This window comes from Rossellomorea sp. GCM10028870 (assembly GCF_042666755.1).
GTDB lineage: Bacteria > Bacillota > Bacilli > Bacillales > Bacillaceae_B > Rossellomorea.
Map to the genome: position 1 here is coordinate 1,968,533 of NZ_JBHTGN010000001.1, position 22,995 is coordinate 1,991,527.

Annotated in this window: 26 protein-coding genes; 10 read left to right on the forward strand and 16 right to left on the reverse strand. The window is 42.1% G+C overall.

Translation table 11 applies throughout. The features are described from left to right. Positions 1-20: 20 nt before the first annotated feature. From ACFQWC_RS10120 to ACFQWC_RS10145, 6 genes are all read right to left on the reverse strand, one after another. Positions 21-815 (reverse strand): enoyl-CoA hydratase, encoded by a 795-nt coding sequence (locus ACFQWC_RS10120; protein ID WP_299739967.1) that lies wholly within the window; start codon positions 813-815, stop codon positions 21-23. Positions 816-931: 116 nt separating this feature from the next. After that, positions 932-2,545, reverse strand: coding sequence for a long-chain fatty acid--CoA ligase (locus ACFQWC_RS10125; protein WP_377107083.1), 1,614 nt, complete (start codon positions 2,543-2,545; stop codon positions 932-934). Between the two features lie 255 nt (positions 2,546-2,800). Next, positions 2,801-4,297 (reverse strand): coproporphyrinogen III oxidase, encoded by a 1,497-nt coding sequence (locus ACFQWC_RS10130; RefSeq protein ID WP_377107085.1) that lies wholly within the window; start codon positions 4,295-4,297, stop codon positions 2,801-2,803. A 136-nt stretch (positions 4,298-4,433) separates the two neighbouring features. After that, positions 4,434-5,306 carry an HAD-IIB family hydrolase gene (locus tag ACFQWC_RS10135; RefSeq protein WP_366141282.1) on the reverse strand — a complete coding sequence of 291 codons (873 nt, stop codon included), beginning with the start codon at positions 5,304-5,306 and terminating at the stop codon, positions 4,434-4,436. A gap of 176 nt (positions 5,307-5,482) precedes the next feature. Continuing rightward, positions 5,483-5,836 carry a YlbF/YmcA family competence regulator gene (locus ACFQWC_RS10140; RefSeq protein WP_299739960.1) on the reverse strand — a complete coding sequence of 118 codons (354 nt, stop codon included), beginning with the start codon at positions 5,834-5,836 and terminating at the stop codon, positions 5,483-5,485. A 95-nt stretch (positions 5,837-5,931) separates the two neighbouring features. Next, the gene (locus ACFQWC_RS10145; protein ID WP_299739958.1) at positions 5,932-7,071 is read right to left on the reverse strand and encodes a DUF445 domain-containing protein; all 1,140 of its coding nucleotides are present in this window, start codon (positions 7,069-7,071) and stop codon (positions 5,932-5,934) included. 131 nt (positions 7,072-7,202) lie between these two features. Between ACFQWC_RS10145 and ACFQWC_RS10150 the strand changes: the two genes are divergently transcribed. From ACFQWC_RS10150 to ACFQWC_RS10165, 4 genes are read left to right on the forward strand one after another with little or no spacing between them, the layout of a single operon-like run. Beyond that, positions 7,203-8,540 (forward strand): YheC/YheD family endospore coat-associated protein, encoded by a 1,338-nt coding sequence (locus ACFQWC_RS10150; protein ID WP_299739956.1) that lies wholly within the window; start codon positions 7,203-7,205, stop codon positions 8,538-8,540. A 4-nt stretch (positions 8,541-8,544) separates the two neighbouring features. Further along, the gene (locus tag ACFQWC_RS10155; RefSeq protein WP_377107089.1) at positions 8,545-9,633 is read left to right on the forward strand and encodes a YheC/YheD family endospore coat-associated protein; all 1,089 of its coding nucleotides are present in this window, start codon (positions 8,545-8,547) and stop codon (positions 9,631-9,633) included. Next, positions 9,633-11,006, forward strand: a complete 1,374-nt coding sequence (locus tag ACFQWC_RS10160) for a YheC/YheD family endospore coat-associated protein (protein WP_377107091.1) — start codon at positions 9,633-9,635, stop codon at positions 11,004-11,006. The genes ACFQWC_RS10155 and ACFQWC_RS10160 overlap by 1 nt, the downstream gene beginning before the upstream one ends. Next, a complete protein-coding gene (locus ACFQWC_RS10165; protein ID WP_299739950.1) occupies positions 11,003-12,190 on the forward strand; it encodes a YheC/YheD family endospore coat-associated protein in 1,188 nt (395 codons plus the stop codon). The genes ACFQWC_RS10160 and ACFQWC_RS10165 overlap by 4 nt, the downstream gene beginning before the upstream one ends. Positions 12,191-12,228: 38 nt before the next feature. Here ACFQWC_RS10165 and ACFQWC_RS10170 read toward each other — a convergent pair whose 3' ends face one another. After that, complete coding sequence (locus tag ACFQWC_RS10170) at positions 12,229-12,627, reverse strand: ferritin-like domain-containing protein (RefSeq protein WP_299739948.1); 399 nt, start codon at positions 12,625-12,627, stop codon at positions 12,229-12,231. A 127-nt stretch (positions 12,628-12,754) separates the two neighbouring features. Between ACFQWC_RS10170 and ACFQWC_RS10175 the strand changes: the two genes are divergently transcribed. Both ACFQWC_RS10175 and ACFQWC_RS10180 read left to right on the forward strand, forming a co-directional pair. Next, a complete protein-coding gene (locus ACFQWC_RS10175; protein WP_341357745.1) occupies positions 12,755-12,964 on the forward strand; it encodes a YheE family protein in 210 nt (69 codons plus the stop codon). A 101-nt stretch (positions 12,965-13,065) separates the two neighbouring features. Then, positions 13,066-13,254 carry a hypothetical protein gene (locus ACFQWC_RS10180; protein ID WP_341357744.1) on the forward strand — a complete coding sequence of 63 codons (189 nt, stop codon included), beginning with the start codon at positions 13,066-13,068 and terminating at the stop codon, positions 13,252-13,254. 418 nt (positions 13,255-13,672) lie between these two features. On the opposite strand, the gene ACFQWC_RS10185 is transcribed toward ACFQWC_RS10180, so the two are convergent. Next, on the reverse strand, positions 13,673-13,933 hold the full coding sequence (locus tag ACFQWC_RS10185; protein ID WP_299739942.1) for a metal-sensitive transcriptional regulator: 261 nt from the start codon (positions 13,931-13,933) through the stop codon (positions 13,673-13,675). Positions 13,934-14,081: 148 nt separating this feature from the next. Between ACFQWC_RS10185 and ACFQWC_RS10190 the strand changes: the two genes are divergently transcribed. Beyond that, positions 14,082-14,999 carry a PucR family transcriptional regulator gene (locus ACFQWC_RS10190; RefSeq protein WP_377107094.1) on the forward strand — a complete coding sequence of 306 codons (918 nt, stop codon included), beginning with the start codon at positions 14,082-14,084 and terminating at the stop codon, positions 14,997-14,999. Between the two features lie 96 nt (positions 15,000-15,095). Next, positions 15,096-16,193 (forward strand): ABC transporter ATP-binding protein, encoded by a 1,098-nt coding sequence (locus tag ACFQWC_RS10195; RefSeq protein WP_299739938.1) that lies wholly within the window; start codon positions 15,096-15,098, stop codon positions 16,191-16,193. Positions 16,194-16,243: 50 nt separating this feature from the next. Here the strand turns inward: ACFQWC_RS10195 and ACFQWC_RS10200 are convergent, their stop codons facing one another. Continuing rightward, on the reverse strand, positions 16,244-16,495 hold the full coding sequence (locus ACFQWC_RS10200) for a hypothetical protein (protein WP_299739936.1): 252 nt from the start codon (positions 16,493-16,495) through the stop codon (positions 16,244-16,246). A gap of 294 nt (positions 16,496-16,789) precedes the next feature. On the opposite strand from ACFQWC_RS10200, the gene ACFQWC_RS10205 reads away from it, so the two are divergent. Then, the gene (locus ACFQWC_RS10205) at positions 16,790-17,008 is read left to right on the forward strand and encodes an alpha/beta-type small acid-soluble spore protein (RefSeq protein WP_064091756.1); all 219 of its coding nucleotides are present in this window, start codon (positions 16,790-16,792) and stop codon (positions 17,006-17,008) included. Positions 17,009-17,122: 114 nt separating this feature from the next. Here ACFQWC_RS10205 and fumC read toward each other — a convergent pair whose 3' ends face one another. From fumC to ACFQWC_RS10225, 4 genes are all read right to left on the reverse strand, one after another. After that, complete coding sequence (fumC, locus tag ACFQWC_RS10210; protein WP_377107097.1) at positions 17,123-18,508, reverse strand: class II fumarate hydratase; 1,386 nt, start codon at positions 18,506-18,508, stop codon at positions 17,123-17,125. A gap of 183 nt (positions 18,509-18,691) precedes the next feature. Beyond that, positions 18,692-19,426, reverse strand: coding sequence for an amino acid ABC transporter ATP-binding protein (locus ACFQWC_RS10215; protein WP_299739931.1), 735 nt, complete (start codon positions 19,424-19,426; stop codon positions 18,692-18,694). 33 nt (positions 19,427-19,459) lie between these two features. Continuing rightward, positions 19,460-20,155 carry an amino acid ABC transporter permease gene (locus ACFQWC_RS10220; protein ID WP_113971234.1) on the reverse strand — a complete coding sequence of 232 codons (696 nt, stop codon included), beginning with the start codon at positions 20,153-20,155 and terminating at the stop codon, positions 19,460-19,462. After that, the gene (locus ACFQWC_RS10225; protein ID WP_299739926.1) at positions 20,139-20,963 is read right to left on the reverse strand and encodes an amino acid ABC transporter substrate-binding protein; all 825 of its coding nucleotides are present in this window, start codon (positions 20,961-20,963) and stop codon (positions 20,139-20,141) included. Before ACFQWC_RS10225 ends, ACFQWC_RS10220 begins: the two co-directional genes overlap by 17 nt. 207 nt (positions 20,964-21,170) lie before the next feature. Here ACFQWC_RS10225 and ACFQWC_RS10230 point away from each other — a divergent pair, with 207 nt between their 5' ends. Further along, positions 21,171-21,779, forward strand: coding sequence for an NAD(P)-dependent oxidoreductase (locus tag ACFQWC_RS10230; RefSeq protein ID WP_299741271.1), 609 nt, complete (start codon positions 21,171-21,173; stop codon positions 21,777-21,779). 75 nt (positions 21,780-21,854) lie between these two features. On the opposite strand, the gene ACFQWC_RS10235 is transcribed toward ACFQWC_RS10230, so the two are convergent. The 3 genes from ACFQWC_RS10235 to ACFQWC_RS10245 are packed head-to-tail and all read right to left on the reverse strand — an operon-like array spanning position 21,855 to position 22,994. Beyond that, complete coding sequence (locus tag ACFQWC_RS10235; protein WP_377107100.1) at positions 21,855-22,349, reverse strand: hypothetical protein; 495 nt, start codon at positions 22,347-22,349, stop codon at positions 21,855-21,857. Continuing rightward, complete coding sequence (locus tag ACFQWC_RS10240) at positions 22,346-22,723, reverse strand: hypothetical protein (RefSeq protein ID WP_377107102.1); 378 nt, start codon at positions 22,721-22,723, stop codon at positions 22,346-22,348. The genes ACFQWC_RS10235 and ACFQWC_RS10240 overlap by 4 nt, the downstream gene beginning before the upstream one ends. 40 nt (positions 22,724-22,763) lie before the next feature. Next, complete coding sequence (locus ACFQWC_RS10245) at positions 22,764-22,994, reverse strand: hypothetical protein (RefSeq protein ID WP_299739920.1); 231 nt, start codon at positions 22,992-22,994, stop codon at positions 22,764-22,766. Position 22,995: the final 1 nt, after the last annotated feature.

A 22,995-nucleotide genomic window follows, 5' to 3' on the forward strand; every position in this document is an offset into this window, starting at 1 on the left:
AGGTCAGTCCTTATTAACCATTATTCCCCCTTGAATTCAGGTCTTCTTTTTTCCACGAATGCACGAATGCCTTCTTGGTGATCGGAGGTTTGACGCATGAGCCATTGACCCTCTTTTTCGAGATCAAGTGCACGCTGAAGCCTGTCTTTGTTTAAATTGACATACACTTCTTTCGTTTTCAGCATCGCTTTCGTCGGTGCACTTAACACTTGTTTCGTGTAGCGCTCGATGCCTTCCTCTAATTTACCCGAAGGTATCGCTTCATCGACCAGGCCTTTCATAAGGGCTTCTTGTCCCTCGAAAACTTTTCCGTTCCAGATCATTCGTTTTGCTTTATGCGTTCCCAGGCGCTCTTGTAAGAGAAAGTGACTTCCTCCATCTGGTATCAGGGCGATGCCGATAAAGTTCATGGCGAGTTTGCTGTCTTCCTCACATAAGATATAGTCAGAAGCAAGAGCGAGGCTGAACCCAAGGCCAGCAGCCGCTCCATGAATGCCTGTCAGAACTATTTTCGGCATAGAGTACAACGTCATGACCAATTCATTGATGGTGTCCATAATACTTGAGAACTGCTCTTCACCGCTTAATGAAAGCATGGATTTAATATCTCCACCAGAGGAAAACCCCTTCCCTTCCCCTGTCAGGACCAATAAAGAAATCGCTGGATCATTTTTCACTTCCTTTAAAGCAGCCAGTAGCTCACTCATGAGCCCGGCGTCCAATGCGTTCAGGGATTGAGGCCGGTTCAACTGAAGCCTCGCCACCTTACCTTCTTTATGTAATTTCACTGTTTCGTATTGATTTGACACTGTCAAAAAAATCCCTCCCCTTTCTCCTAGCATAGCGTATTTTCCTATTTTTAGAAATGATTATTTAGAATAGTACAATAACTCAAAGGGGAGATCGACCCTTTGCCAACCTCCCACTTGATTTACAATTGCTTCATTTTATCCTGTACTTGGTCTCGAAGGGCCCTTTTTAGAAATTTCCCTACTGACGTTTTGGGAATTTCATCAAGGAACAGGATTTCATCAGGCAGCCACCATTTGGCAAACTGAGGTTTCAGGAAGTCCATGATTTCTTCTTGGGTCACGTTTCCTTTTCCAGATTCTTTTAAGACCACACAAGCAATCGGCCGTTCCTGCCATTCTTCATGGGGAACAGCTACTACCGCTGCTTCAAATATATGTTCGTGGGCCATGAGTGCATTTTCAAGATCCACTGAAGAAATCCATTCTCCACCTGATTTAATCAGATCCTTTGTGCGGTCCACGATTTTAATATAGCCCTCTTCATCAATGGTGACGACATCACCCGTATACAGCCAGCCATCACGGAACGCTTCCTGAGTTCTTTCATCTTCATAGTATTCAGAAGCAATCCAAGGACCTCTCAGGGCAAGCTCTCCCATTTCAATACCATCCCAAGCCACCTCCCCGTCTTTCCCGACAATCTTCATGTCTAATCCAGGTACGAGGATCCCTTGCTTTGCTTTCAAATCAAGCTTTTCTTCAGCAGAAAGATCATCATGATAGCTTTTCGATGCAGCAATCACGGCAAGTGGACTTGTTTCTGTCATTCCATATGCATGCATGAACGGAATCCCGAATTTCTCTTCAAAGGATCGAATCATCCCTTTAGGAGCCGCTGAACCCCCACATAAAACGGATCTAAGACTCGAGAGGTCATATTCATTCTTTTCCAATTCATTTAATAAGCCAAGCCAAATTGTCGGTACACCTGCAGAAATGGTCACTTTTTCGTCCTGCATTAACTGAGCCAGCAATCCGGGAGTGAAATATGATCCAGGTAGAACCTGCTTCGTTCCAAACCAAACCGATGCGAACGGAAGTCCCCATGCGTTCACATGAAACATAGGTACGACAGGAAGGGCAACATCGCGCTCACAAACTCCAGTCGTATCAGCAAGCCCTAAAGCCATGGCATGTAATACGATTCCACGATGAGAATAGATGACTCCTTTGGGGTTGCCGGTGGTGGCGGAAGTGTAACACATTCCTGCCGGTGCATTTTCATCAATGTCTGTGCGGAATTTGAAAGAAGGATCTCCTTCTTCCAGTAATCTTTCATAATGATAAACTGGTTCTAAAGACGTCTCGGGCAAGTCTCCATCGGTCATCACAATGAAGGCTTTAACCGTTGGAATCTGATCTTGGATCTTTTCAATGAGTGGAACAATGTCTGAATCAATGAGCAATACTTGATCCTTGGCATGATTGATAATATAAACGATGTGCTGTGGAGATAAGCGAATATTGATCGTATGTAGCACGGCACCACTACAAGGAATCGCAAAGTACGCTTCAAGATGCCGGTGATGATTCCAAGCCAGTGTACCGACCTTATCCCCTTCTTCCACCCCAAGTTCAGAAAGGGAGCTTGCAAGTCTGCGTGTCCTTTCCCCCCACTGTTTATAAGTGAAGCGGTTAATTCCGGACTCCGTACGTGAAACAATTTCTTTCTTAGGAAAATACTTTTCAGCTCGTTCAATCATTTGTGTCAGAAGCAGAGGTGTTTGCATCATATTCGATCTCTCCCCTCAATATGGTAAGCGTTTACAAAAAGTTCTAATTTCTATGTCTATCTTAACTAATTCTACCTTTTTACGATTAATCCTTTATGTAATGTTGAAAAATTCCGTTAATTGATGGTATACCTGTTGTAACAACCAAATATGCTATGAGACGACTTCTGTCAAGTCCATTTCATGTGGTCAACGGTGCAAATGATCACATAAAAACACGCTGTACAGGAACCTTCTCCCGAACAGCGTGTTTTCTTATGAAAATAAATCATCAAGAATCTTGATTTTCTTTTCCGTATATTCTTTAAATCCAAGGTTATAGGCGTTAGGCTCTTTTGGATTGGCAAAGTGAGTGATCTTTCCGGTCTTCGGATCGATGAATTTACTTGCCGCCCCACATCCTATTCCAATTATCGTCTGGACTTCTTCCATGATCATGATGTTATAGATACTATCCTGTGAGGGCAGAGCATAACCGACATTTTCCAGGTTACCGAGGATGTTCTTCTGACGGTATAAATAGTACGGCTCGTAACCATGCTCCTTTGTCCACTCTTCAGCGAGGTTCATCATCTTCTCGATTTCCAATCGGTCTGCCACCTTGTACTTGTCTTTGTTCTTCGTCATTTCAGACGCCCTCTTAAAGGACAAGGTGTGAACCGTCAACGATTCCGGCATGAGCTTCTCAGTTTCATCCAAAGAATGCTGAAGCTCTGGAAGTTCTTCACCAGGAAGACCGATGATCAAATCCATATTGATGTTATTCATTCCCATGTCCCGGGATAAATGAAATTTATCAATTGTCTCTTCCACTGTATGATGACGGCCGATCGCTTTTAATGTTTCCTGAGTGTACGATTGAGGGTTGATGGAAATGCGATCGATATTCCATTTATTGAGTACCTCGAGTTTATCAGTGGAGATTGTATCGGGTCTCCCTGCTTCCACCGTCACTTCCCTTACCTTGTCCACATCAGGGAAGGAGCGATACATTTCTTCGTATAAGTCATCCATTTCTTCGGCGGTGATGGACGTCGGTGTACCGCCACCGTAATAAATGGTCGTAATCTTGACATTATTTTCTTTCAACCACCGTCCCATTTCCTGGATTTCATAGTGAAGTCCGGCCAGGAAGGAATCGACCCGTCCTTGTTTACCGAGAATTGCGTATGCTGGAAAAGTACAATAGGCACATTTGGTCGGACAAAATGGGATCCCGATATAAATGCTCACTTCATGCTGCAGGTCATAGAGGTCTGGTACAACAGATAACTGACGGTCTACTATATTTTGCATCAGCTGAATTTTTTCATCGGTAATGAGGTATTCTTCCTTCAATTTCGCATGAATTTCTTCCTTGGGCATTCCCAACTGCGTCTGCTTATGCAAGAGCTTGGTTGGACGGATTCCCGTTAAAATACCCCACTTTTGCCTGATTCCCGTCAAGTCTTGAAGAACATTTAAATACACATGAGATACGGCTGTTTTCAACTGTTTGACTCGTTCTTTCTCATTTTCATACGATGCCCAATCATGTTCATACTTCGCAGTGTATGACTGTTCAGAAGACGGTTTTGTTAATATGGCTTCCGCTCTAATCTCTTCTTCTATCGAAAGTTCTATATGGACTTGAAGATCAGCGCTATCACAAGCACCAAAGTAAATCACGGACTCTTCAAAAAATAAATTCGCAATCAATCTCAGAGGGCGCTCATAACGCTCATCCTCGATCCCTTTTATCAAAACATTCACGTTCTAATCACCTTTTCCCAAATCTGATAAGCTTTTATAAGTGTACAGAAAGGGGTGGGAATGGTCAATGTCTGGCGGGCTTAACTCATATAAAATAACCCCCCGCATTTCCAAAGGAAATGCGGGGGGTATCCGTTTATGATTTAATGATGTTCATTTTCTTCAGGAATGGGATGGGGTGCTGCTTGCGGAAAAGCTCTGTTACAAAGTATGGGATGCCTTTTTCGCTTTGGCTGCGTGTAATCCAGTTCGCTGCTTCTCTCACCTGTCTAGGGGCATCTCCCATAGCAACCCCAAGACCGCAGCATTCCATGGAATCGATGTCATCCAGCCCCGATCCGACCATCACGATTTGGTCCTTCTTCACTCCAAGGCGTTCAGACAGATACATTAGTCCCCGGAGCTTCGATACGCCTTTTGGTACAATATCCAGTTTATAGTCAGATATAGGAATGGCATCCACTTCTTCATACATCCCTCTTATAGAGGCGACAACGTCCCACACATCTTCCCGATGCTCCATAACCACCGATATCTTCGGAACCGACATCGGATTCTCTAAGAGATGATCACTCACACGGTCCACAAATTGCTTACTATATAGTAATTTGGACTCTCTTTGCCATGAGATTTTCGCCATATCCCTTGCCTGGGAATTGGCTTTGCCAACGATTGAGCGCTTCTCATGGGACAGGTGTACCTGACTTGAGAAGCCTTCAAGGAATTGAGCAATTTCATACGTAATGTCTTCGGCAATCTTTTTTACATACATCGGTTTTTCCAGCTCACCAGCAATATATGCCCCACTATGTGTGACGAGCGGGGTTTTGAGCTTTAGGGCTTTGGCTACTTTCTTTGCTGAAGAAAAGCTCCTGCTTGTAACCAATGTGACCGGTACCCCTTTATCTTGAACGTACTCAATTGCATCCTTTGTTTCCTTCGCAATTTTTCCGTTTTCATTTACAATCGTTCCATCGATATTTAACGCTAACATTCTATAGATCATCATTGGTGTCCCCCCTATATGTTGTCTACTCCCTTTCTTTACTTTTATGAAGGAAGGGAGACAAATATGACAAGAGGGGATTGGAAATCATGGGGGGGACTTCTGAAGGGAGGTTCTGAGTGAAAAACAAACCAAAAAACCGACTCCCCATCAGGAAGTCGGTCCCTTTTAAACACCTATTATTTCTGCATTGAACCATAAAGTTCTTCAAGAGGCTTCATGATGACTTTGTTTAAGTCATTGATGACCATGCTCATGCGTTGCTCAGCTTCCATAAGCTTTGCGATTACTTCATGTTGTTGAACAAGTTGAGCTGTCTTTTGAGCTTGTTCTACTTCTTCTTGAGAGATTTCTTCACCGCTCATTTGTTTTTGTTGAAGTGTCATTTGGATGTTTCTGAAGTTTTCAAACATCTTGTTAGCAGATTCGTCATTGTTTACTTCGTCATACATCTTCTTCAGTTGTAGAAATTCATCGCTTTGACGTAAAGCACTTTCCAATTCGTTCGCTTGATCGTATAAGTTAATAGCCAAAATACGTACCTCCTATAATTTCACTCTATGTTTCCTACACCACTATAACAAACTATAGAGTGAAATTCTAGGAAGGACCCTTAGGACCTGCTGAATTAAGAGATAAAGAGGGCTATGACCCCTTGAACGATACCGATCACTCCACCAAGTAATGCCCCTAAGTAAGTGATCATCTTGAATTCACGACGGGAAATGCCGAGAACCAATTCTTCCAATCTTCCAACTGAAAAAGATTCGACCTGTTCCTGCACAATATGCTGCAGGTGCATCTTCTCCATCAGATTCGGAATCTTCTTCGATAAGAGGTCCGTCCCTCTGTCCACCCATTTCGGGAGCTGAAGGTTGAAGAAGGAATCCTTATGCGGCTCAAGAAAGTTTCTTAACGGCTTCTCCAGGTGGCCTTCGATGTTGACGAGTTTGACCAGGGATGCCTGGACGGATTGAATCAAGTCTTCTTCAGGTAATCGATCGATAAATTCATCAAGCTTCATTTGTTTCAGTTTGGACCATTCTTTTGTCAGCAGATTGTAAAGGATTTCCTGCGTTCCTTCATGCTTGATAAACTTTACGATTTCAGGTTGTACTTTGTCAGCTACCGATGTGTTACCCAGGAACATTCCCAGCATGTTCCCAAGCATGCCCCGTTCTTTAAGAAAATCGTCGATCATGATTTTCACTTTCAGCTTCCCTTCAGGACTTGTGAAATAAGTTTCCGCCCGGTTTGCGATAAAGTCAACAAGCTTCGGAATACTTTCTTCCACTCTTTCCTGCCACTTTTCAGGAAGAGCCTCTTCAAGCTTTTTAGATGTGTAGGCTGCCTTCGTATCTTTCATCTTTACAGCTACCCACTCTTCAAGCCATTCATTAAGACGATCGGAGGAAACAGGGATTTGCAGGATGTCCAGCCATTCATTCACGGTTTTGTCCGATGTGAAGACAGGCTGTAGTTCTTCCGCTAGCCAGTGGGTTACATCCCTTTGAAAATCATCGTTCATCACTTTTTTCTGAAGGCTTTCAGGCGTGATTAAATGATCGACCACCATTTTCCCGAGTTGTTCTGCCAATTCTCCCCGGCGTTTTGGAATCAACCCTGGTGTGAATGGTACTTTAAATTTCCCGATATAGTAAGCCTTATAAGGTCTGAATAACATTTTTATGGCTAATGAATTGGTGACTCCTCCAATGAGTGCTCCAATCAAAACCATGAACAGTATTAGGATGAAAGCATCCAGCATGATTGCACCTTCCTTTTCTACTTCTCCGGTTTGAACATTTTGCCCGAGTTTACATAGAATGCTATATCAACATTAGCCCAATAAATCATTATAGAATTATTCTTACGGGTTATGCAAACGGGGAATGCCGGATGAAGATAAAATGTTCATTTAGTTCGCATAAAAATAATCATGATCATCATCACTTATATATCCCAAAGCAGATGATGAATCGATACCCTTTTCAACGGAGCATGACGCTGAAATGTGGAAACTCCCTTCTTAACGTTACATGTAAGGAGGCTTCGACTGATTCTTTACAGATTATGTTAGATACTAGCGATTCATTATTCTCTTCTATACCGAACCTGGAAAATATATGGATATCCATCGATTCAAGGAATAACATCATTCACATGGGACCGGTTGTGGCCCTATTAATCAACCAATTTTCCTTGAATGCATTACATTCACACTCTTTAAAAGAATATTTTACAGAGTGTCAGAGCTGGTTTCAACGAAAAGGTGGACTTTTTTACCTGCTTCCCCTCTCAAACTTTGTTGGAGACCTCCCTGAAGGGGTCGCATATCTCTATCAAGACTGGCAGTCCACAACGCTTCCTGCTCCTCACGTCATTTACAATCGTTGTCATTCCCGGAAGGTAGAAAGAACCCCTTCCTATGAAAAAGCCCTTACCCGCTCTGAACATCGCCAAATTCATGTTTTCAATTCTGGATTTCTTTCGAAAGACGAGGTTTACAATGCGCTGAAAGACAGCCCGTCCTTAGCACATCACTTGCCCAAAACCATGCACGGAATCGATTCATTGGAGGAAATGCTTTCCTTGTATAAGGATGTTTTCGTCAAAGGGATAAACGGGAGCAAGGGACGTTACATCATGCGCATTCAAAAAAGAGACAACGGATTTACCATGTACCAAAATTCATTCTCCTCTCATAGTCCACTTACTTTCCCAACTTACTCTGCACTCTATAAACAAATTCGGTCCTGGTGTAAACCTTCCTCTTATATCATTCAGGAAACCATTCCTTTCCTTACAGTGAAAGGTCAGCCATTGGACTTTCGGTTTCTATGTCATTTCAATGGAAAAGAAAGCTGGGAAATCGTTTCTTCTGTTGCCCGTGTTGCATCACAGGATCAATTCGTTGCAAACGTCGATCAGGGAGGAAGCATCGAAAGACCTCTTTCCATCTTGCATACTCTTTTTCCATCTAAGAAATGCGTAGCGATTCTAACTGAAATGAAGGAGTTATGTACGACATCTGCCAAGCTTCTTTCTGAGACTGTAGATGGGCATTACGCAGAGCTTGGCATTGATGTCGGCATCGATGAAAGCGGGAAGCCATGGCTGATCGAAGTCAATTCCAAACCTTCTAAACGAACATATCTGGAAAACGACCGGATCCGTCCGTCGGTTAAAGCCCTCTATGAATATAGTTTCACAAAATGGATGAACAAGGAGGATTAAAACGATGAACCATTCATTGGGCATTATGACCCTTACCCCACAAGTAGCGAACAGCTACTTTCTAGAAATTGCGAAGCAGTCCCTCTCTTATCCTATTGATCTGTATCTGTTCTCTCCCAAAGGAATATCTCCTTTACACGAAACGGTGGACGGATACTATTTCAATAAGGAGTCACAAACATGGGAAACTGAAGCCTTTGAAATTCCCGAATATATCTATGACCGTACGTATTATCAGAAGGATATTCAGTCCCGTCAAGCAAAGGCCGTCGTTCAGTGGTTAAAAAACCAGAAGCATATTCGATTTCTCGGGTATGGATTACCAAATAAATGGCATCTTTACGAAAAACTTAAAAAGACTCCTCTCTCCCCTTATTTACCTGAAACGTACCTTGTGACCGATGAAAATCATTTATTAAATCTTCTTACCGAGTATAAAGATATAATCATCAAACCAGTCGATGGGGCGCATGGATATGCCGTTTACCATCTCGTGATAAGCAAACAGGGCATAGTCGTCCGAACAACGAAAAAGCAAGGGATCATGGAACAATCCTTTCCTAACAAAGAGATCTTTCTTAAGTGGCTGAACCGAATTCTTCAGAAACACACATTCATTTGTCAAAAGCGCCTCCTCAATCTGACGAAAGAGGATGCCCCTTTTGATCTTCGCATTCTTCTGAATAAAGACGCTTATGGAGACTGGAGAGAATTTCAACGGGCGATCCGAATAGGGGAAGAGAAAGGAATTCTGACCAATATCAGCCGGGGGGCTTCTTATAGATCATATAGTGATTGGAAGGCTTTGCAGGATTCCTCATGGGACTTTATTGAAGAAGAACTCACAGACATATTGAAAGAAATGCCTTTAATACTAGAAGAACAGTTTTCATCTCTTTTTGAAATTGGGGTGGATCTCATTATTGCTGAAGATCGGTCACTGTGGATACTGGATATGAACTCTAAGCCAGGACATAAAATAGTCGATGAATTATGCCCTGAGAAGCTTTCTTCTCTATTCCAAGCTCCTTTAGATTATTGTGATTTCATGGCATCGCAATGTCTCTCATCACTAAAACGAGGTGATTTCTAATGCTTAAAACGTACAAAATAGAACAATTTCAAGATGAAGAATGCCTTCTCTACCTTCCCTCTGGTTTCAAGCTGGAGGGAAAAACGCTCCCTCATACGGTGATCCTTGGAACTGCAAGGCAATCCGCCGAATGTAAGCGTCATCCGAACGGACGTAACGTGATAGGCATTAGCTCGGGTTTAGCTGCGAAGATCCATCTTCCTTCGAAAGTAAAGTCCCTTTCACTCTTGTGTAAAGAGGATTGTTTATATGCAGGGGTGCTCATAGGAATATTCACCTCTGGATTCACAAGCTTTCGCTTAAGTCCCATTGGTGAGCGCTCCTATTTTTTCAAAAAACTCTTATCTGTTCAATCATCCCTGGGAGTCATTCCCTTTGTGTTCGGGGAGCGACATATTGATTGGGAGAATGGGCTCGTAAAGGGGTATTTTCATTTCGGAGAAGGATGGGAAATCGAGGAGATCCCTTTTCCCAATGTCATTTATGACAGACTGCCAAACCGCCGCAGTGAAAAACGGAAAACATATCAAAACATCAAAGAGAGGTTACAGAGGGAGTACGGTATTCCCTGGTACAATCCAGGGTTCTTTAATAAGCTTGATTTGTTTGAACGACTGGAAAACGACTCTTCTGTCCAGCATTTCCTCCCAGAAACACACCCATTCCAATCTTTTGATGAGATGGAACGCATGCTAGCCATATACCATAATATTTACTTAAAACCAAAAAACGGCAGTCTTGGGAACGGCATTCACAAGATTACGTTTAGCCGCTCAACCCAGGAGTATTACTGTCGGTTCAGAGATCAAGAACACAAAAACCGTTTACTGAGATTCAAAACCTTGGAGCAACTTGCCAATACAGTCTTTAAACATCGAAACCTTGACACCTTTATCGTTCAACAAGGGATTTCTTTATTGCATGAAAACAATCGTCCAATCGACTTCCGGGTGCATACGAACAAAGATGAAGAAGGTGCCTGGCAGGTAAGCGCAATGGCTGGAAAAGTTGCCGGATCCGGGAGTGTGACAACCCATGCCAATAACGGAGGAGAAGTGAAGATTCTATCCGAGCTGTTTACTGATGAAGCGGATCGACAATCTATTGAAGATGCACTTAAGGACGCTGCTATAAAACTTTCTCATGCCATTGAAAGAAATCTGGAAGGATATATTGGAGAAATCGGCTTTGACTTCGGAGTGGACGAAAATCACCGTATTTGGATGTTCGAAGCAAACTCTAAGCCGGGAAGATCGATCTTTTCCCACCCGCACTTAAAAAGCTTTGACTTACTAACAAGAAAGCTCGCCTTATCATTCGGAATCTTTCTTACTCAGCAAAGCTTGAATCATCCAGAGGAAATGATTCCATGAATATCCTGTATGATCGGGTAAAGAAAACCTTTTTTCATGAGGAAAAATCCATTACGACATTTGGATTTGCGAAGAATTCATTTCTTCTTTCTTCCAAAGATTCAAAGGACTGCTATCAATTTACAATCACCTCTCAGCAAAAGAACATCCCGGCGATCCCGTTGATCGGGATCGTCGCAAGTAAGGAAGAAAGCAATAAATACAAGGGGAACTTTGAATTGTTCAGGTCGATTCAACAAGACGTAGAACAGGCTGGGGGGATTTGCTTCGTCTTTTCCCCCCAGGATGTATTCGGAGAAACCATTTCGGGGATTATGTACAATCAGCCTTTGAACAAATGGGTAAAATGCTTATTCCCTGTTCCGAACGTCATTTACAATCGGGTGCCCTCGAGGCATGCAGAGGAAAATCAAGCGTATGAAAAGCTGATTCATTTCATCAACAAACACAAGATCCCCTTCTTCAACCCCCATTTCTTTAATAAATGGAAAATTCACGAGCTTCTTTCCAGGAGCCTTGAACTCGCACCTTACCTGCCTAAAACTGAACTTGTAGCAAATGAAGAGTCCTTTACCCGCTTTCTTACAACACATAAAAAAGTGTATGTGAAACACTCACTTGCCTCTCAAGGAAAAGGAATCAGACTTATTGAGGTGGATTCCAAAGGACGTATTCTATGCAAAAGCATCAAGAAAATGGAGAGGTTTTTGAACGTATCCCGCCTACTACAATCCTATAGCGAATGGTTTAAGAGTAATCAATGGATCATGCAGGAAGCGGTTTCCTGTAAAACATTGCATGATCACCGTTATGACTTCCGGATTTTAGTGCTTCACACGGGAGAAGATTTTCGTTTAATCGGTATCGGTGTCCGCATGTCCCAGCGGCAGGAAGTCACAACTCATGTACCTACTGGAGGAAAGATTATTTCACTCAAAGAAGTGGCGGACTCTCAAACAAAAAAGGAGATCTCATTGATCGTTCAAGCCTGTGGAGAAGAGCTGGCTAAATCCTTTGGGTATGTAGGAGAATTTTCCATCGACTTAGCTCCGAGGGAACAAGGGGGATTTGTATTATTTGAAATCAATTCAAAGCCCATGAGCTTTGATGAAGAAGAAATTGAAAACAAACGGAGACAACAGCTTGTCCGCACATTTCTCACACTCAGCGCAAAAAATACCTAAGGTTGAATCCCGTTGGTTCAACCTTTTTCATTTTTTCCCTATCGTAATGAATTATAGATGGTAGAAAACCGCGTAGCATGTTCCATTTCATCTGTCATGGCAATAAACAGGGGCTTATATGCTTGTTGATTCGGAATTTCCAGCAGCATGTCCCGATAGAATTCTGCAGCCTCAAGCTCATCCTTCAATGCCCGGAGGACACCTTCTTTAAAAGTAGTAAACCCTACCTTCTCTTTCTTATGCTCGTAATACTCCCCCGTTAATAAATAATGGAGATATTGAAACATTTCATAATGCTCTTTTTCATCCTTCTGGGCATGATCGATAAACTCTACATATAATGGATTATTCGTCCGCCCTTTTAACTCTTTATAGAAATAATAGGCTGTCCATTCATCACTTATCGCCTTTTGCAAATCACGAATAAACGAATTCATTCTTCGTCCCTCCTCCATCTCTTCAGTAAATTCTATTAGAGGGGAATTCCATTTATGATACATTTAACAACCAATCCTACACACCTTGGATTAAAACGTTTACAATTAATAATGGAGGTGATGAACAATGATCCAACATTTTCAATACAAAAGCATGTTCGAAAATAAACAGCTGCCCGGCTGGACCTTTTCCTTTTATTTCAGCGGGTTGAAATACCAGGGAAATTACCATAAAGACGGGAGGATTGAATGGACCGGTCCCACTCCACCGACGGAGAAGGAAGAAACCCTCAAAAAGCAACTTCATGAACTGATGCTTTTCCATGTTTATGATTAATAAAATGTACATAACCCAAATGAGATAATAAATAAATTATTTCGTACATCATGCATAACTTCAGCCCCCTTTCCAAAACTAAAGAAAGGAGGCTGATAGGCATGAAAAAGGATAATATAGACGATCAATTCCTTCCAGATACGAATTATGAAGGAAAAGAAAAAGCATTTCTCGATGTTGACCGCTTCATCAACGAAGGAATGTCCGGCGGTTCCGTCCACATGAGGGAAAACACAACCAATATCGAAGAAGCAATCGAAATCACCGACCACGAAGAACCACCGAAATAGAAAAGCGGAGGGGGCTTGCCCAGAGGCGACAAGCATAAGATGAGAATGCCGGAAAGGCGCTTTTTTTGGCATTCTCATCTTATGACCTCGAGCCTCTAGTCACCGGAGCTGGACAATAGAAAAGCGAAAGCGCCTTGTTCAGCCCCGACAAGCATAAGGCGGGCTTGCTGGAAAGGCGTTCTTTGCCTTTTTAGCAAGACTGACTCATGACCTCGAGGGGCTAGGCGCTGGAGCTGGACAAATAGAAAAGCGGAGGGGGCTTGCCCAGAAGCGACAAGCATAAGACGAGAATGCCGGAAAGGCGCTTTTTGCCTTTTTGGCATTCTCGTCTTATGACCTCGAGCCTCTAGCCACCGGAGCTGGACAAACAAAAAAGCTGCCAATCAAGGAGTCTTTCCCTGAGGCAGCTTTTTACCATTTATCGACTTCTGACAAGCATATTGACGGCTTCTTGAATAGCATCTTCTGCATTGATGCCCTCTTCTTCCGATTCACGTATGCAAGCTTCCAGGTTTTTGGCTACGATGAGGCCGATTGTACGGTCAACGGCAGTACGTACGGCAGATAATTGAGTCACAACATCTTTACAATGTTTTTCCTCTTCCATCATTTTCAACACGCCGCGGACTTGTCCTTCAAGACGTTTCATTCGATTCGTAACTTCTCTATTATATTCCATTTTGGACACCTCATAATGATTTATTCATTCTACAATAGTATTAAAATTAGTGAATTTTTGCAATCCTGCACCCTTTGATTACTCGGACTATTTCAGTACAATATCATTATAACCTTTTTTACTATAATAATGAACAAAGAGGGATGACATGTTTACATCTTTACGTAAAAAATTTCCTGATGCTATAATCCAACACCATTATCCAACCAATCTTGAAGCTACAAAGATTTGGTTTACAAATGAAGCAGAAGATGAATACATAGGCATTGATAAAAGTGAGATCACTCCGGAGGAAATGGAGTTATTGCATTGCTTGTTCAAAGAAATTAGGAACCCGTCGGGACCCGGCAATGATTCTCCCCACTCTATGGAATGGTTCTCTTATTTATTTAAGAACGGACCAATCCCTTCAAATATAGCAGGAGAATTTCGTATCATTCAATTCTCCATGAAGGAAAGTTTGGACCAGCTTCTATTAAAAGAGGCGTTTCAACATCTTTTACCTCTCAACACGACTCTTGTATTACTAGATGACAATATGGGGTTGCTCATTGAAGAGAAAAATGAATGGAATATGGATGAAGAGCAATTGCTGTCGATTTCACATGTGATTGAATCGGACTTTTTCGTCAGCCTTTCATTTTTCATAGGTCAATTTCATGTAATGGATTCCTATTTCCCTCTCACTTTTAAATATGAGCAGGAGTTATTTTCGTTTTCCAGAACGGTTCAGAAGCAGTCATTCATTCATACCGTCGTGACAGTGCTGCCTGCATTCACCCTGCATCATTTACCTCAGGAGTGGAAAACACAGCTATTCTCGAAGGTTACCGAAACCTTCAGGGAAGATGCTGAACTGATTTATACCGTGAAGGCTTTTCTTGAAAACCAATCAAATATCAGTCAAACAGCCAAGAAATTATTCATGCACCGAAACAGCGTTCAGTATCGAATTGATAAGTTTATTGAAAAAACCACTATTGATATTAAAACATTTCAAGGCGGTATATTAGCCTATTTCGCCTGCTTGAACTTTCAATCTGACAACCTGCCTAAAAAGGAGTAAGGAACTTTGTGCAGGTTGACCATATCGTTTTGAATCCGCTTTCTCTACAATGAAGCTATAGATGAAAACGATTGCATTTCAAGGAGGAGAAAGAAAATGGCTGAATTAAAATTAGATCATATCCACAAAATTTATGATGGGAAGGTAACGGCAGTAAATGACTTTAACCTTCACATTCAAGATAAAGAATTTATCGTATTTGTTGGACCATCGGGCTGCGGAAAATCAACTACCCTGCGCATGATTGCAGGACTTGAAGAAATTTCAAAAGGAGATTTCTCCATTGACGGAAAACGAGTGAATGATGTGGCGCCAAAAGACCGTGACATCGCCATGGTTTTCCAGAACTATGCCCTTTACCCACATATGAGCGTATATGATAATATGGCATTTGGCCTTAAATTACGTAAGTTCGATAAACAGGAAATTGACCGTCGTGTTCAAGAAGCGGCTAAGATCCTTGGCCTTGAAGCACTGCTTGATCGTAAACCGAAAGCACTATCAGGCGGTCAGCGTCAGCGTGTAGCACTTGGCCGTGCCATCGTCCGTGATGCGAAAGTGTTCTTAATGGATGAGCCATTATCCAACCTTGATGCTAAGCTTCGTGTGCAAATGCGTGCAGAAATCGCCAAGCTTCACCAACGTTTACAAACTACAACGATCTACGTAACACATGACCAAACAGAAGCCATGACAATGGCAACACGTATCGTTGTCATGAAGGATGGAGTCATTCAACAAGTTGGTTCTCCTAAAGAAGTATACGATAAGCCTGAAAATGTTTTCGTAGGCGGATTCATTGGATCACCTGCTATGAACTTCTTCCACGGATCCCTTGAAGAGGGGAAATTCGTTATCGGCAATGCTAAGGTATCGGTACCTGAAGGAAAAATGAAAGTACTTCGCGAGCAAGGTCATGTAGGCAAGAGCATCGTCCTGGGAGTGCGTCCTGAAGATATTCATGATGAGCCCCTTTTCTTAGATACTGCTGAAGGTGCCAAAATCACGGCGAAAATTGAAGTATCTGAATTGACAGGTGCTGAAACAATGCTTTACTCTCAATTAGAAGGACAAGAATTTGTAGCCCGCGTTGATTCCCGTACAGATATCGTGGCTGGTCAAACGATTGAACTTGCTTTTGACATGAACAAAGCCCACTTCTTTGATTCAGAAACTGAGTCAAGAATCCGATAAGAACATAAAAATGCCGCACTCATTTACGAGTGCGGCATTTTTTATATCGTTTAAAACTCTGTCAAATCAATGCTTTTCCCCTCTTCTTCCCCACATCGTACACATGTAAACAGATGCAGGCAAGTATCCGAGCAGCTGCTATTTGGTATGCCATCGGCTAATTGAACATGCTGTATATCCATGTACGCACTGTACTCATCGTAAAAATCATAATATCTTCCCTGATCCGTTGTAGAGTCACCACACTTCTTGCAAAGCCCCCTATATTCAACGATTCCATTACATAATGCGCAAGCTTTCATGCTGTGTCACCATACTTTCAATCTAATCATTGTATAGTGTTATCCTTTTTACATTCATGATGATTTATGTAGAAAAATTATAGGTATTTAACAGGAATAAATTCCCTGTCCTCACTTTGAATATAATTCCCCGGAAAAACCATAATACCTAGTAACAAGGCAGCAACAAGCCTTCTTACACCCAACACGATGGGTTACACCATACTAAAGATGGTCGCTCATGGAATAGCGGGCTGGTGCAAATCCAGCTAACCCAACCAAAAAAACTTATACATTTTAAGGAGATGACAGATTATGCAACAGCAACAATCTCGCAGCAATTCATCTAACCAATTAGTAGCTCCAGGAGCTCAACAAGCAATCGACCAAATGAAGTACGAAATCGCTTCTGAATTTGGCGTACAATTAGGGCCAGATGCAACAGCTCGTGCTAACGGTTCTGTAGGTGGAGAAATCACTAAACGCCTAGTTCAAATGGCTGAACAACAAATCGGTGGCGGGTACCAACAATAATTAGCAATTTCATATGAATGGATCAAGCCCCCGGTTTTTGACTGGGGGTTTTAATTATGTCTGTTTGGCGTTATGAAAAGAACTGGCCCATTTTATTAGAGCCAGTTCTTACTGTTATTTATTATGAACCATGTTCGCGGGATCGATCCATTCGTCATATTGCTCTTCTGTTAAGTAGCCAGATTCTATGGCTGCTTCCTTTAATGTAGAGCCATTATTGTGAGCTTTCTTAGCAATTTCAGCCGCTTTTTCATACCCGATATGAGGATTTAATGCCGTTACCAGCATAAGGGACCTTTGAACAAAGTCTTCTATTACCTCTACGTTCGCTTCAAGTCCTTTCACACACTTATAGTTAAATGACTTTATGCCATCTGTAAGCAGGCGTACGGATTGCAGCATATTATAGATGATGACTGGTTTAAATACATTAAGCTCGAAGTTACCTTGACTTGCGGCAAACCCTATAGCCGCATCATTTCCGAAAACTTGTGTCACTACCATCGTCACTGCTTCACTTTGGGTCGGATTCACTTTACCTGGCATGATTGAACTTCCTGGTTCATTCGCAGGTATCGTAATTTCTCCGATTCCACTTCTGGGACCGCTCGCTAACCACCTTACATCATTCGCTATTTTCATAAGATCAGCAGCGAGGGCCTTTACAGCACCATGTACGTACACGATTTCATCATGGGACGTTAAGGCATGAAACTTATTATCAGATGAGACAAACTTGATGCCTGTTTGATTTTCTAATTGTCTTGCCACTTTGTCGCCGAATTTTGGATCGGCGTTAATCCCCGTCCCTACAGCCGTTCCCCCGATAGCCAGATTGACTAATCGATGAACGCTTTCTCTTAGCATGCTATAGGATCTTTCCATCATGGCCCGCCAACCGCTGATTTCCTGTCCCAGCGTCAATGGTGTTGCATCTTGAAGATGGGTACGGCCTATTTTAATGATGGATTGAAATTGGTTTTCTTTTTCTTTCAGTGTCGAGGTAAATTCCTGAAGGATCGGAAATAGCTTTGATTCGATTTCCTGATAAGCTGCGATATGCATCGCTGTCGGAAATGTATCATTGGAACTTTGGGACATGTTCACATCATCGTTGGGATGAACTTTTTCATCCACACTTTTTTCTTCAAGGATTTCATTCGCACGAAAGGCAATTACTTCATTTACATTCATATTGGATTGAGTACCGCTACCTGTTTGCCATACGACAAGCGGGAAATGATCATCCCATGTTCCTTCCAGTATTTCATCACATGCTGTACTGATCGCCTGCTGTTTCGCTTCTGAAAGCTTTCCAAGTGAATGGTTAACAACCGCAGCCGCTTTCTTTAGCTGGGCGAAGGCATATGTAACCTCAATGGGCATTTTCTCTGTACCGATTTGGAAGTTTTCTTTACTCCGTTGAGTCTGGGCACCCCAATATTTTTCTTTCGGCACCTTCATTTCTCCGATTGTGTCACGTTCAATACGATATTCCATTCTGGTTCCTCCCTTGTTTTGATCTTGTTATTACCATATTTCCACTAATCCTGGTGAACTAACCTTTTTCTGAGAAGTTTATTTGAGACTCATCAATTTATTCTTAGAAATTGTAACGTTGAGGTGTTCCTTCATGAATATAAAAAAGATGAATGAGCATCTGTCCCATTCATCTTTTACACTCTATTGTATTAAATTCAGGAATTGTTTCGTACGTTCATTCGTAGGGTTTTCGAAGACCTCCTGTGGCGTGCCTTCTTCTACGATATATCCGCCATCCATGAAGATGACCTTATCGGCTGCTTCTTTCGCGAATCTCATTTCGTGAGTAACGACAACCATGGTCATCCCTTCTTCGGCAAGATCCTTCATTACCTTCAGAACTTCTCCTACCAGTTCAGGATCGAGTGCAGAGGTGGGTTCATCGAAGAGCATCACTTCCGGCTCGATAGCGAGTGCTCTTGCGATTCCGACCCTTTGCTGCTGTCCACCTGAAAGCTGGAACGGATAGTAGTCAACTTTGTCACCCAATCCTACTTTTTCAAGCAATCTGATGGCTTTTTCCCTAGTTTCAGACTTGTTACGCCTCTGTACAATAGTAGGTCCTTCCATGACGTTTTCCAGGGCTGTCATGTGAGGGAACAAATTGTAGTTTTGGAACACCATCCCTGTCTTTCTTCTTAGTTTAATAAGCTCTTGCTTGGATACTTTTTTATTGAAATCAACGGAGGTACCGCCTATTGAAACGGTTCCGTCATTAGGGATTTCGAGGGCATTCAAACAACGCAGGAAGGTTGTTTTCCCAGAACCTGAAGGGCCGATCAGGACGATTACCTGTCCTTTATTCACCTCAACATTCATTCCCTTTAACACTTCTAATTGATCAAATCGTTTCGTTAATCCTTTGATGGAAATCATATTCAATCTCCTTTAATTTGTTGCGGCATATAATTACTTGGCAATATATCGATCTAGTCGTGTTTCGATACGGCCTTGAATGATGGATAAGATAAAGCAAATGATCCAGTACAAGAGGGCAGCTTCCATGTACATAAGCAGGAACTCATAGTTGGTCGCAGCAATCTCCTGTGCTTTTCTGAACATTTCTGTTACAAGAATCAATGAAGCCAGCGACGTGTCCTTCACCAGACTAATGAATGAATTCGATAACGGCGGGATGGATACACGAGTAGCTTGGGGCAGGATGATTCTCTTTAAAGCTTGTGAATACGTCATACCGATGGAATAGCCTGCTTCCCATTGACCCTTGGGAATCGATTGAATCGCTGCACGGACGATTTCAGAGGAGTAGGCACCTTTATTTAATGAGAAAGCAATGATGGCAGACGGGAACGGATCAAACTTTATTCCAAGTGTCGGTAAGCCGTAGAAAATAATGAACAATTGAACAAGTAATGGTGTTCCCCTAATGGCAGATACATAAAATCGGGCAATTCCTCTTAAAATCGATACATTGGACAAACGGGCAAGTGCAGTAAGGACGGCCAGGATCATTCCTAAAGCAAAAGAAATCAGCGTCAGAGGGATAGAATAATACAAAGCTCCCTCTAGCATTGGAAGCAGGGAGCTTTGTAGTATATCAATCATTGCTTCGGGATCCTGGTAGATACTACTTAGGAGATACATCTTCTCCGAACCATTTCTCAGAAATCTCTTTGTACGTACCGTCTTTCTTCATTTCCTCTAACGCTTTGTTAACTTCTTCTACTAACTTGTCGTTTCCTTTACGGAACATCAGACCACTTTGTCCGGCCTCTTCAGCTTCAGCAGCTATTTTGACATTTGCGTTCGGCTGTTTCTTTAAATAGTCAAGAATTGAAATTTTATCGTTTACAGTTACATCTACTCTGCCTTGCTCAAGAAGTTGGATAGATTGTGCCAAGCCTTCAACGGGCTGAATTTCCGCCCCATTTTTTTCAGCGATATCTCTATAGTTACTTGTCAGAGATTGAGCAGAAGTTAATCCTTTAATATCTTCAAATGTCTTCACATCGTTATTGTCTTTGGATACAACCACTACTGCACTTGATTCGATATATGGTGTTGAGAAATCATATTTCTCCTGGCGATCTTCACGAATCCCCACTTGGTTTGCAATTACGTCAAAACGCTTAGAGTTCAAGCCTTCAAACATCGCGTCCCATTGTGTTTCCTGGAATTTCGCTTCAACGCCCAGACGCTTTGCTACTTCACGGGCAATCTCTACATCAAATCCAGTCAGTTCCCCGGATTCGTCGTGGAATGTGAAAGGAGGGTATGTACCTTCCGTTCCAACAAGTAATTCTCCTTCTTCCATGACTTGGTCGTATAGTGATGTTTTAGAGTCTTCTTTAGAATCACCACTTGATTCTTCTTTATCATTAGATTGACCACACGCAGCTAATACCATGGATAAAGCTATTAGCATGATGATGGATAATTTCCATTTTTGCATCGTATAACCCCCACTATTCTTATCGGATTTAAATTCGTTACGATTGTCATCATAAAACGAGACAAGAAATAAGTCAACATAAAAGTTTTCAATTCGAGACTTTTTTTATTCTTCTCCTTCCTAGTATGTAACCTGAGATGCAGATTCATGTAAATAATAACGGTTTTGCGGTACACTATTTCCATAGTGAGACTGGAGGTCATAATGATGAAAATCGCTTTATTCGGAAGCACCGGGCGGGTCGGTTCTGTTGTCTTTCAACAAGTAAAATCTGTACATGAGGTAAACCGTCTGATAAGGAGCGAAACTGATAGAGAAGCGTGCAGCAATGATATTGTAGGCGATGTACTGAACGAAGAAGATGTGATGAGAACCATTGAAGGCTGTGACACGGTAATCAGCTGCTTGAATACAGATAAAAACGACGTACTCACAAGGAGTATGCCCAACCTCTTAAAAGCCATGAGATATCATGGAGTGAAAAGAATCATTACCTGTGGTACCGCAGGGATCCTTCAATCCCGAAAAGATTCAGCAGTATTTCGATTCCAGTCAAGTGAATCTAAACGAAGAAGCACAACTGCTGCCGAAGACCATTTAAGAGCCTATTTCATCTTAAAAGCCTCAGAGATGGACTGGACGATTGTCTGTCCAACCTATTTACCTGATGGAGAAAGACTGGGAATATACCGAACGGAAAAGGAAGTCCTGCCTCCTGAAGGAAAAAGCATCTCCATGTATGACACCGGGGATTTTATCTACCAACAGCTCGAGGATGATAGATATATCAGAACTCGTGTGGGGATTTGTTATTGAGTGTTTGGGACGCAGGTCTCTTGTCTCAGGCTCTACCAAAAAGAAATAGGGACAGTCCCCTGTCCCTACTACTCATTATTTGAAAATAGTTGAAATGATTTCGTCTGTTGTCATTCCGCTCTCCACTTCGAAAGTACCCGGACGCAAATCATTTTCAAGTCCGCGCTTTTCAACTTCTTTGTAGAAGTCGAGGCCGCTTTTGATGATGTTTGCGTTCTCCAGGGCATTCCCGACGTCAATGCTGGTCATTCCGGTAGACACGGTCAACATTGTACGATAAACGACACTGTCATCGTTTTTCCGCTCTTTAATGTCTTCCTTTTCTTCTTCCTGCTTCTCGTTCATGGCAGCGAGCTGCTTATTCCATTCATTTTCGGTATGTATAACAAAGCCATTGGAAGTAAGTTGTTTTACCATTTCTTCTTCTGTGAGTTTCTCCGTTTTAACGGTTTCCGCTTTCCCTGTGCTTTCGGCTTCAGTAGGACCAAACATATATACAGACCCAATTACAGTGGTTGCAATTAATAGACCTGCAGCAAAACTGCGCAATGAATTAGGTGTCACTCTCATTGTGCTACTAAGCCCCTTTCAGCCTTTTGGGCCCTAAATGGCGCAAGCAGATGTTCTACTTCATTAGGCTTCAGCTTTGTTTTTCCCGCTATGCTTTCAATGGAATAGCCCCTTTTATACAAATCAAGCATCTCACGCAGCAGGGTGCGCTCCTCAGATCCCGCTAATGCAACCCCTGCCTGCTGGGCTGTAATTTCGGCATCCAATTGAATATTTCGTAACTGCTTCTCCAGTTCATGAACCTCATTCAACACAGAAATCGATACATGCTCTATCTGTTGCTCAAGCTGCGAGTTGGTTTGTGTCGTTTTAATAAACGATAAAATGAGCAGCACAACTGCTGTCCCAAATAAAATGGCGATTGCCCATCCCATCATAGGATCCTCCCTTTATGAAACTTTTTTATCAATTAAATTATACATTGATAAAGGGAGAAATTCGATTTAAAACGACAAAATCCCACGAAAGTCCTGTTTTCTTAACAGGAAATAGTATTTTTGCTTGAATGACAGGGTATAATTGGTGACCCCTTTGGCGTTTTTCTACCAAAAAGAGTCCGTTTTTATCCAAAAACACAAAATTTGTTGGGATTTTGGGATTTTGGGAATTTATTTTCAAATTCCCAACTTTTATTTTCAAACGCACA

What these genes read in the sequence shown, in the direction of transcription:
- ACFQWC_RS10195 (WP_299739938.1), top strand. Translation starts at nt 15,096, where the DNA reads ATGGCTGAATTAAAATTAGATCATATCCACAAAATTTATGATGGGAAG.
- ACFQWC_RS10215 (WP_299739931.1), bottom strand. Translation starts at nt 19,426, where the DNA reads ATGATTTCCATCAAAGGATTAACGAAACGATTTGATCAATTAGAAGTG.
- ACFQWC_RS10190 (WP_377107094.1), top strand. Translation starts at nt 14,082, where the DNA reads ATGTTTACATCTTTACGTAAAAAATTTCCTGATGCTATAATCCAACAC.
- ACFQWC_RS10150 (WP_299739956.1), top strand. Translation starts at nt 7,203, where the DNA reads ATGAAGATAAAATGTTCATTTAGTTCGCATAAAAATAATCATGATCAT.
- ACFQWC_RS10185 (WP_299739942.1), bottom strand. Translation starts at nt 13,933, where the DNA reads ATGGAATATAATAGAGAAGTTACGAATCGAATGAAACGTCTTGAAGGA.
- fumC (WP_377107097.1), bottom strand. Translation starts at nt 18,508, where the DNA reads ATGGAATATCGTATTGAACGTGACACAATCGGAGAAATGAAGGTGCCG.
- ACFQWC_RS10205 (WP_064091756.1), top strand. Translation starts at nt 16,790, where the DNA reads ATGCAACAGCAACAATCTCGCAGCAATTCATCTAACCAATTAGTAGCT.
- ACFQWC_RS10135 (WP_366141282.1), bottom strand. Translation starts at nt 5,306, where the DNA reads ATGATGATCTATAGAATGTTAGCGTTAAATATCGATGGAACGATTGTA.
- ACFQWC_RS10200 (WP_299739936.1), bottom strand. Translation starts at nt 16,495, where the DNA reads ATGAAAGCTTGCGCATTATGTAATGGAATCGTTGAATATAGGGGGCTT.
- ACFQWC_RS10145 (WP_299739958.1), bottom strand. Translation starts at nt 7,071, where the DNA reads ATGCTGGATGCTTTCATCCTAATACTGTTCATGGTTTTGATTGGAGCA.
- ACFQWC_RS10180 (WP_341357744.1), top strand. Translation starts at nt 13,066, where the DNA reads ATGAAAAAGGATAATATAGACGATCAATTCCTTCCAGATACGAATTAT.
- ACFQWC_RS10170 (WP_299739948.1), bottom strand. Translation starts at nt 12,627, where the DNA reads ATGAATTCGTTTATTCGTGATTTGCAAAAGGCGATAAGTGATGAATGG.
- ACFQWC_RS10225 (WP_299739926.1), bottom strand. Translation starts at nt 20,963, where the DNA reads ATGCAAAAATGGAAATTATCCATCATCATGCTAATAGCTTTATCCATG.
- ACFQWC_RS10220 (WP_113971234.1), bottom strand. Translation starts at nt 20,155, where the DNA reads ATGTATCTCCTAAGTAGTATCTACCAGGATCCCGAAGCAATGATTGAT.
- ACFQWC_RS10175 (WP_341357745.1), top strand. Translation starts at nt 12,755, where the DNA reads ATGATCCAACATTTTCAATACAAAAGCATGTTCGAAAATAAACAGCTG.
- ACFQWC_RS10230 (WP_299741271.1), top strand. Translation starts at nt 21,171, where the DNA reads ATGAAAATCGCTTTATTCGGAAGCACCGGGCGGGTCGGTTCTGTTGTC.
- ACFQWC_RS10160 (WP_377107091.1), top strand. Translation starts at nt 9,633, where the DNA reads ATGCTTAAAACGTACAAAATAGAACAATTTCAAGATGAAGAATGCCTT.
- ACFQWC_RS10235 (WP_377107100.1), bottom strand. Translation starts at nt 22,349, where the DNA reads ATGAGAGTGACACCTAATTCATTGCGCAGTTTTGCTGCAGGTCTATTA.
- ACFQWC_RS10155 (WP_377107089.1), top strand. Translation starts at nt 8,545, where the DNA reads ATGAACCATTCATTGGGCATTATGACCCTTACCCCACAAGTAGCGAAC.
- ACFQWC_RS10240 (WP_377107102.1), bottom strand. Translation starts at nt 22,723, where the DNA reads ATGGGATGGGCAATCGCCATTTTATTTGGGACAGCAGTTGTGCTGCTC.
- ACFQWC_RS10125 (WP_377107083.1), bottom strand. Translation starts at nt 2,545, where the DNA reads ATGATGCAAACACCTCTGCTTCTGACACAAATGATTGAACGAGCTGAA.
- ACFQWC_RS10165 (WP_299739950.1), top strand. Translation starts at nt 11,003, where the DNA reads ATGAATATCCTGTATGATCGGGTAAAGAAAACCTTTTTTCATGAGGAA.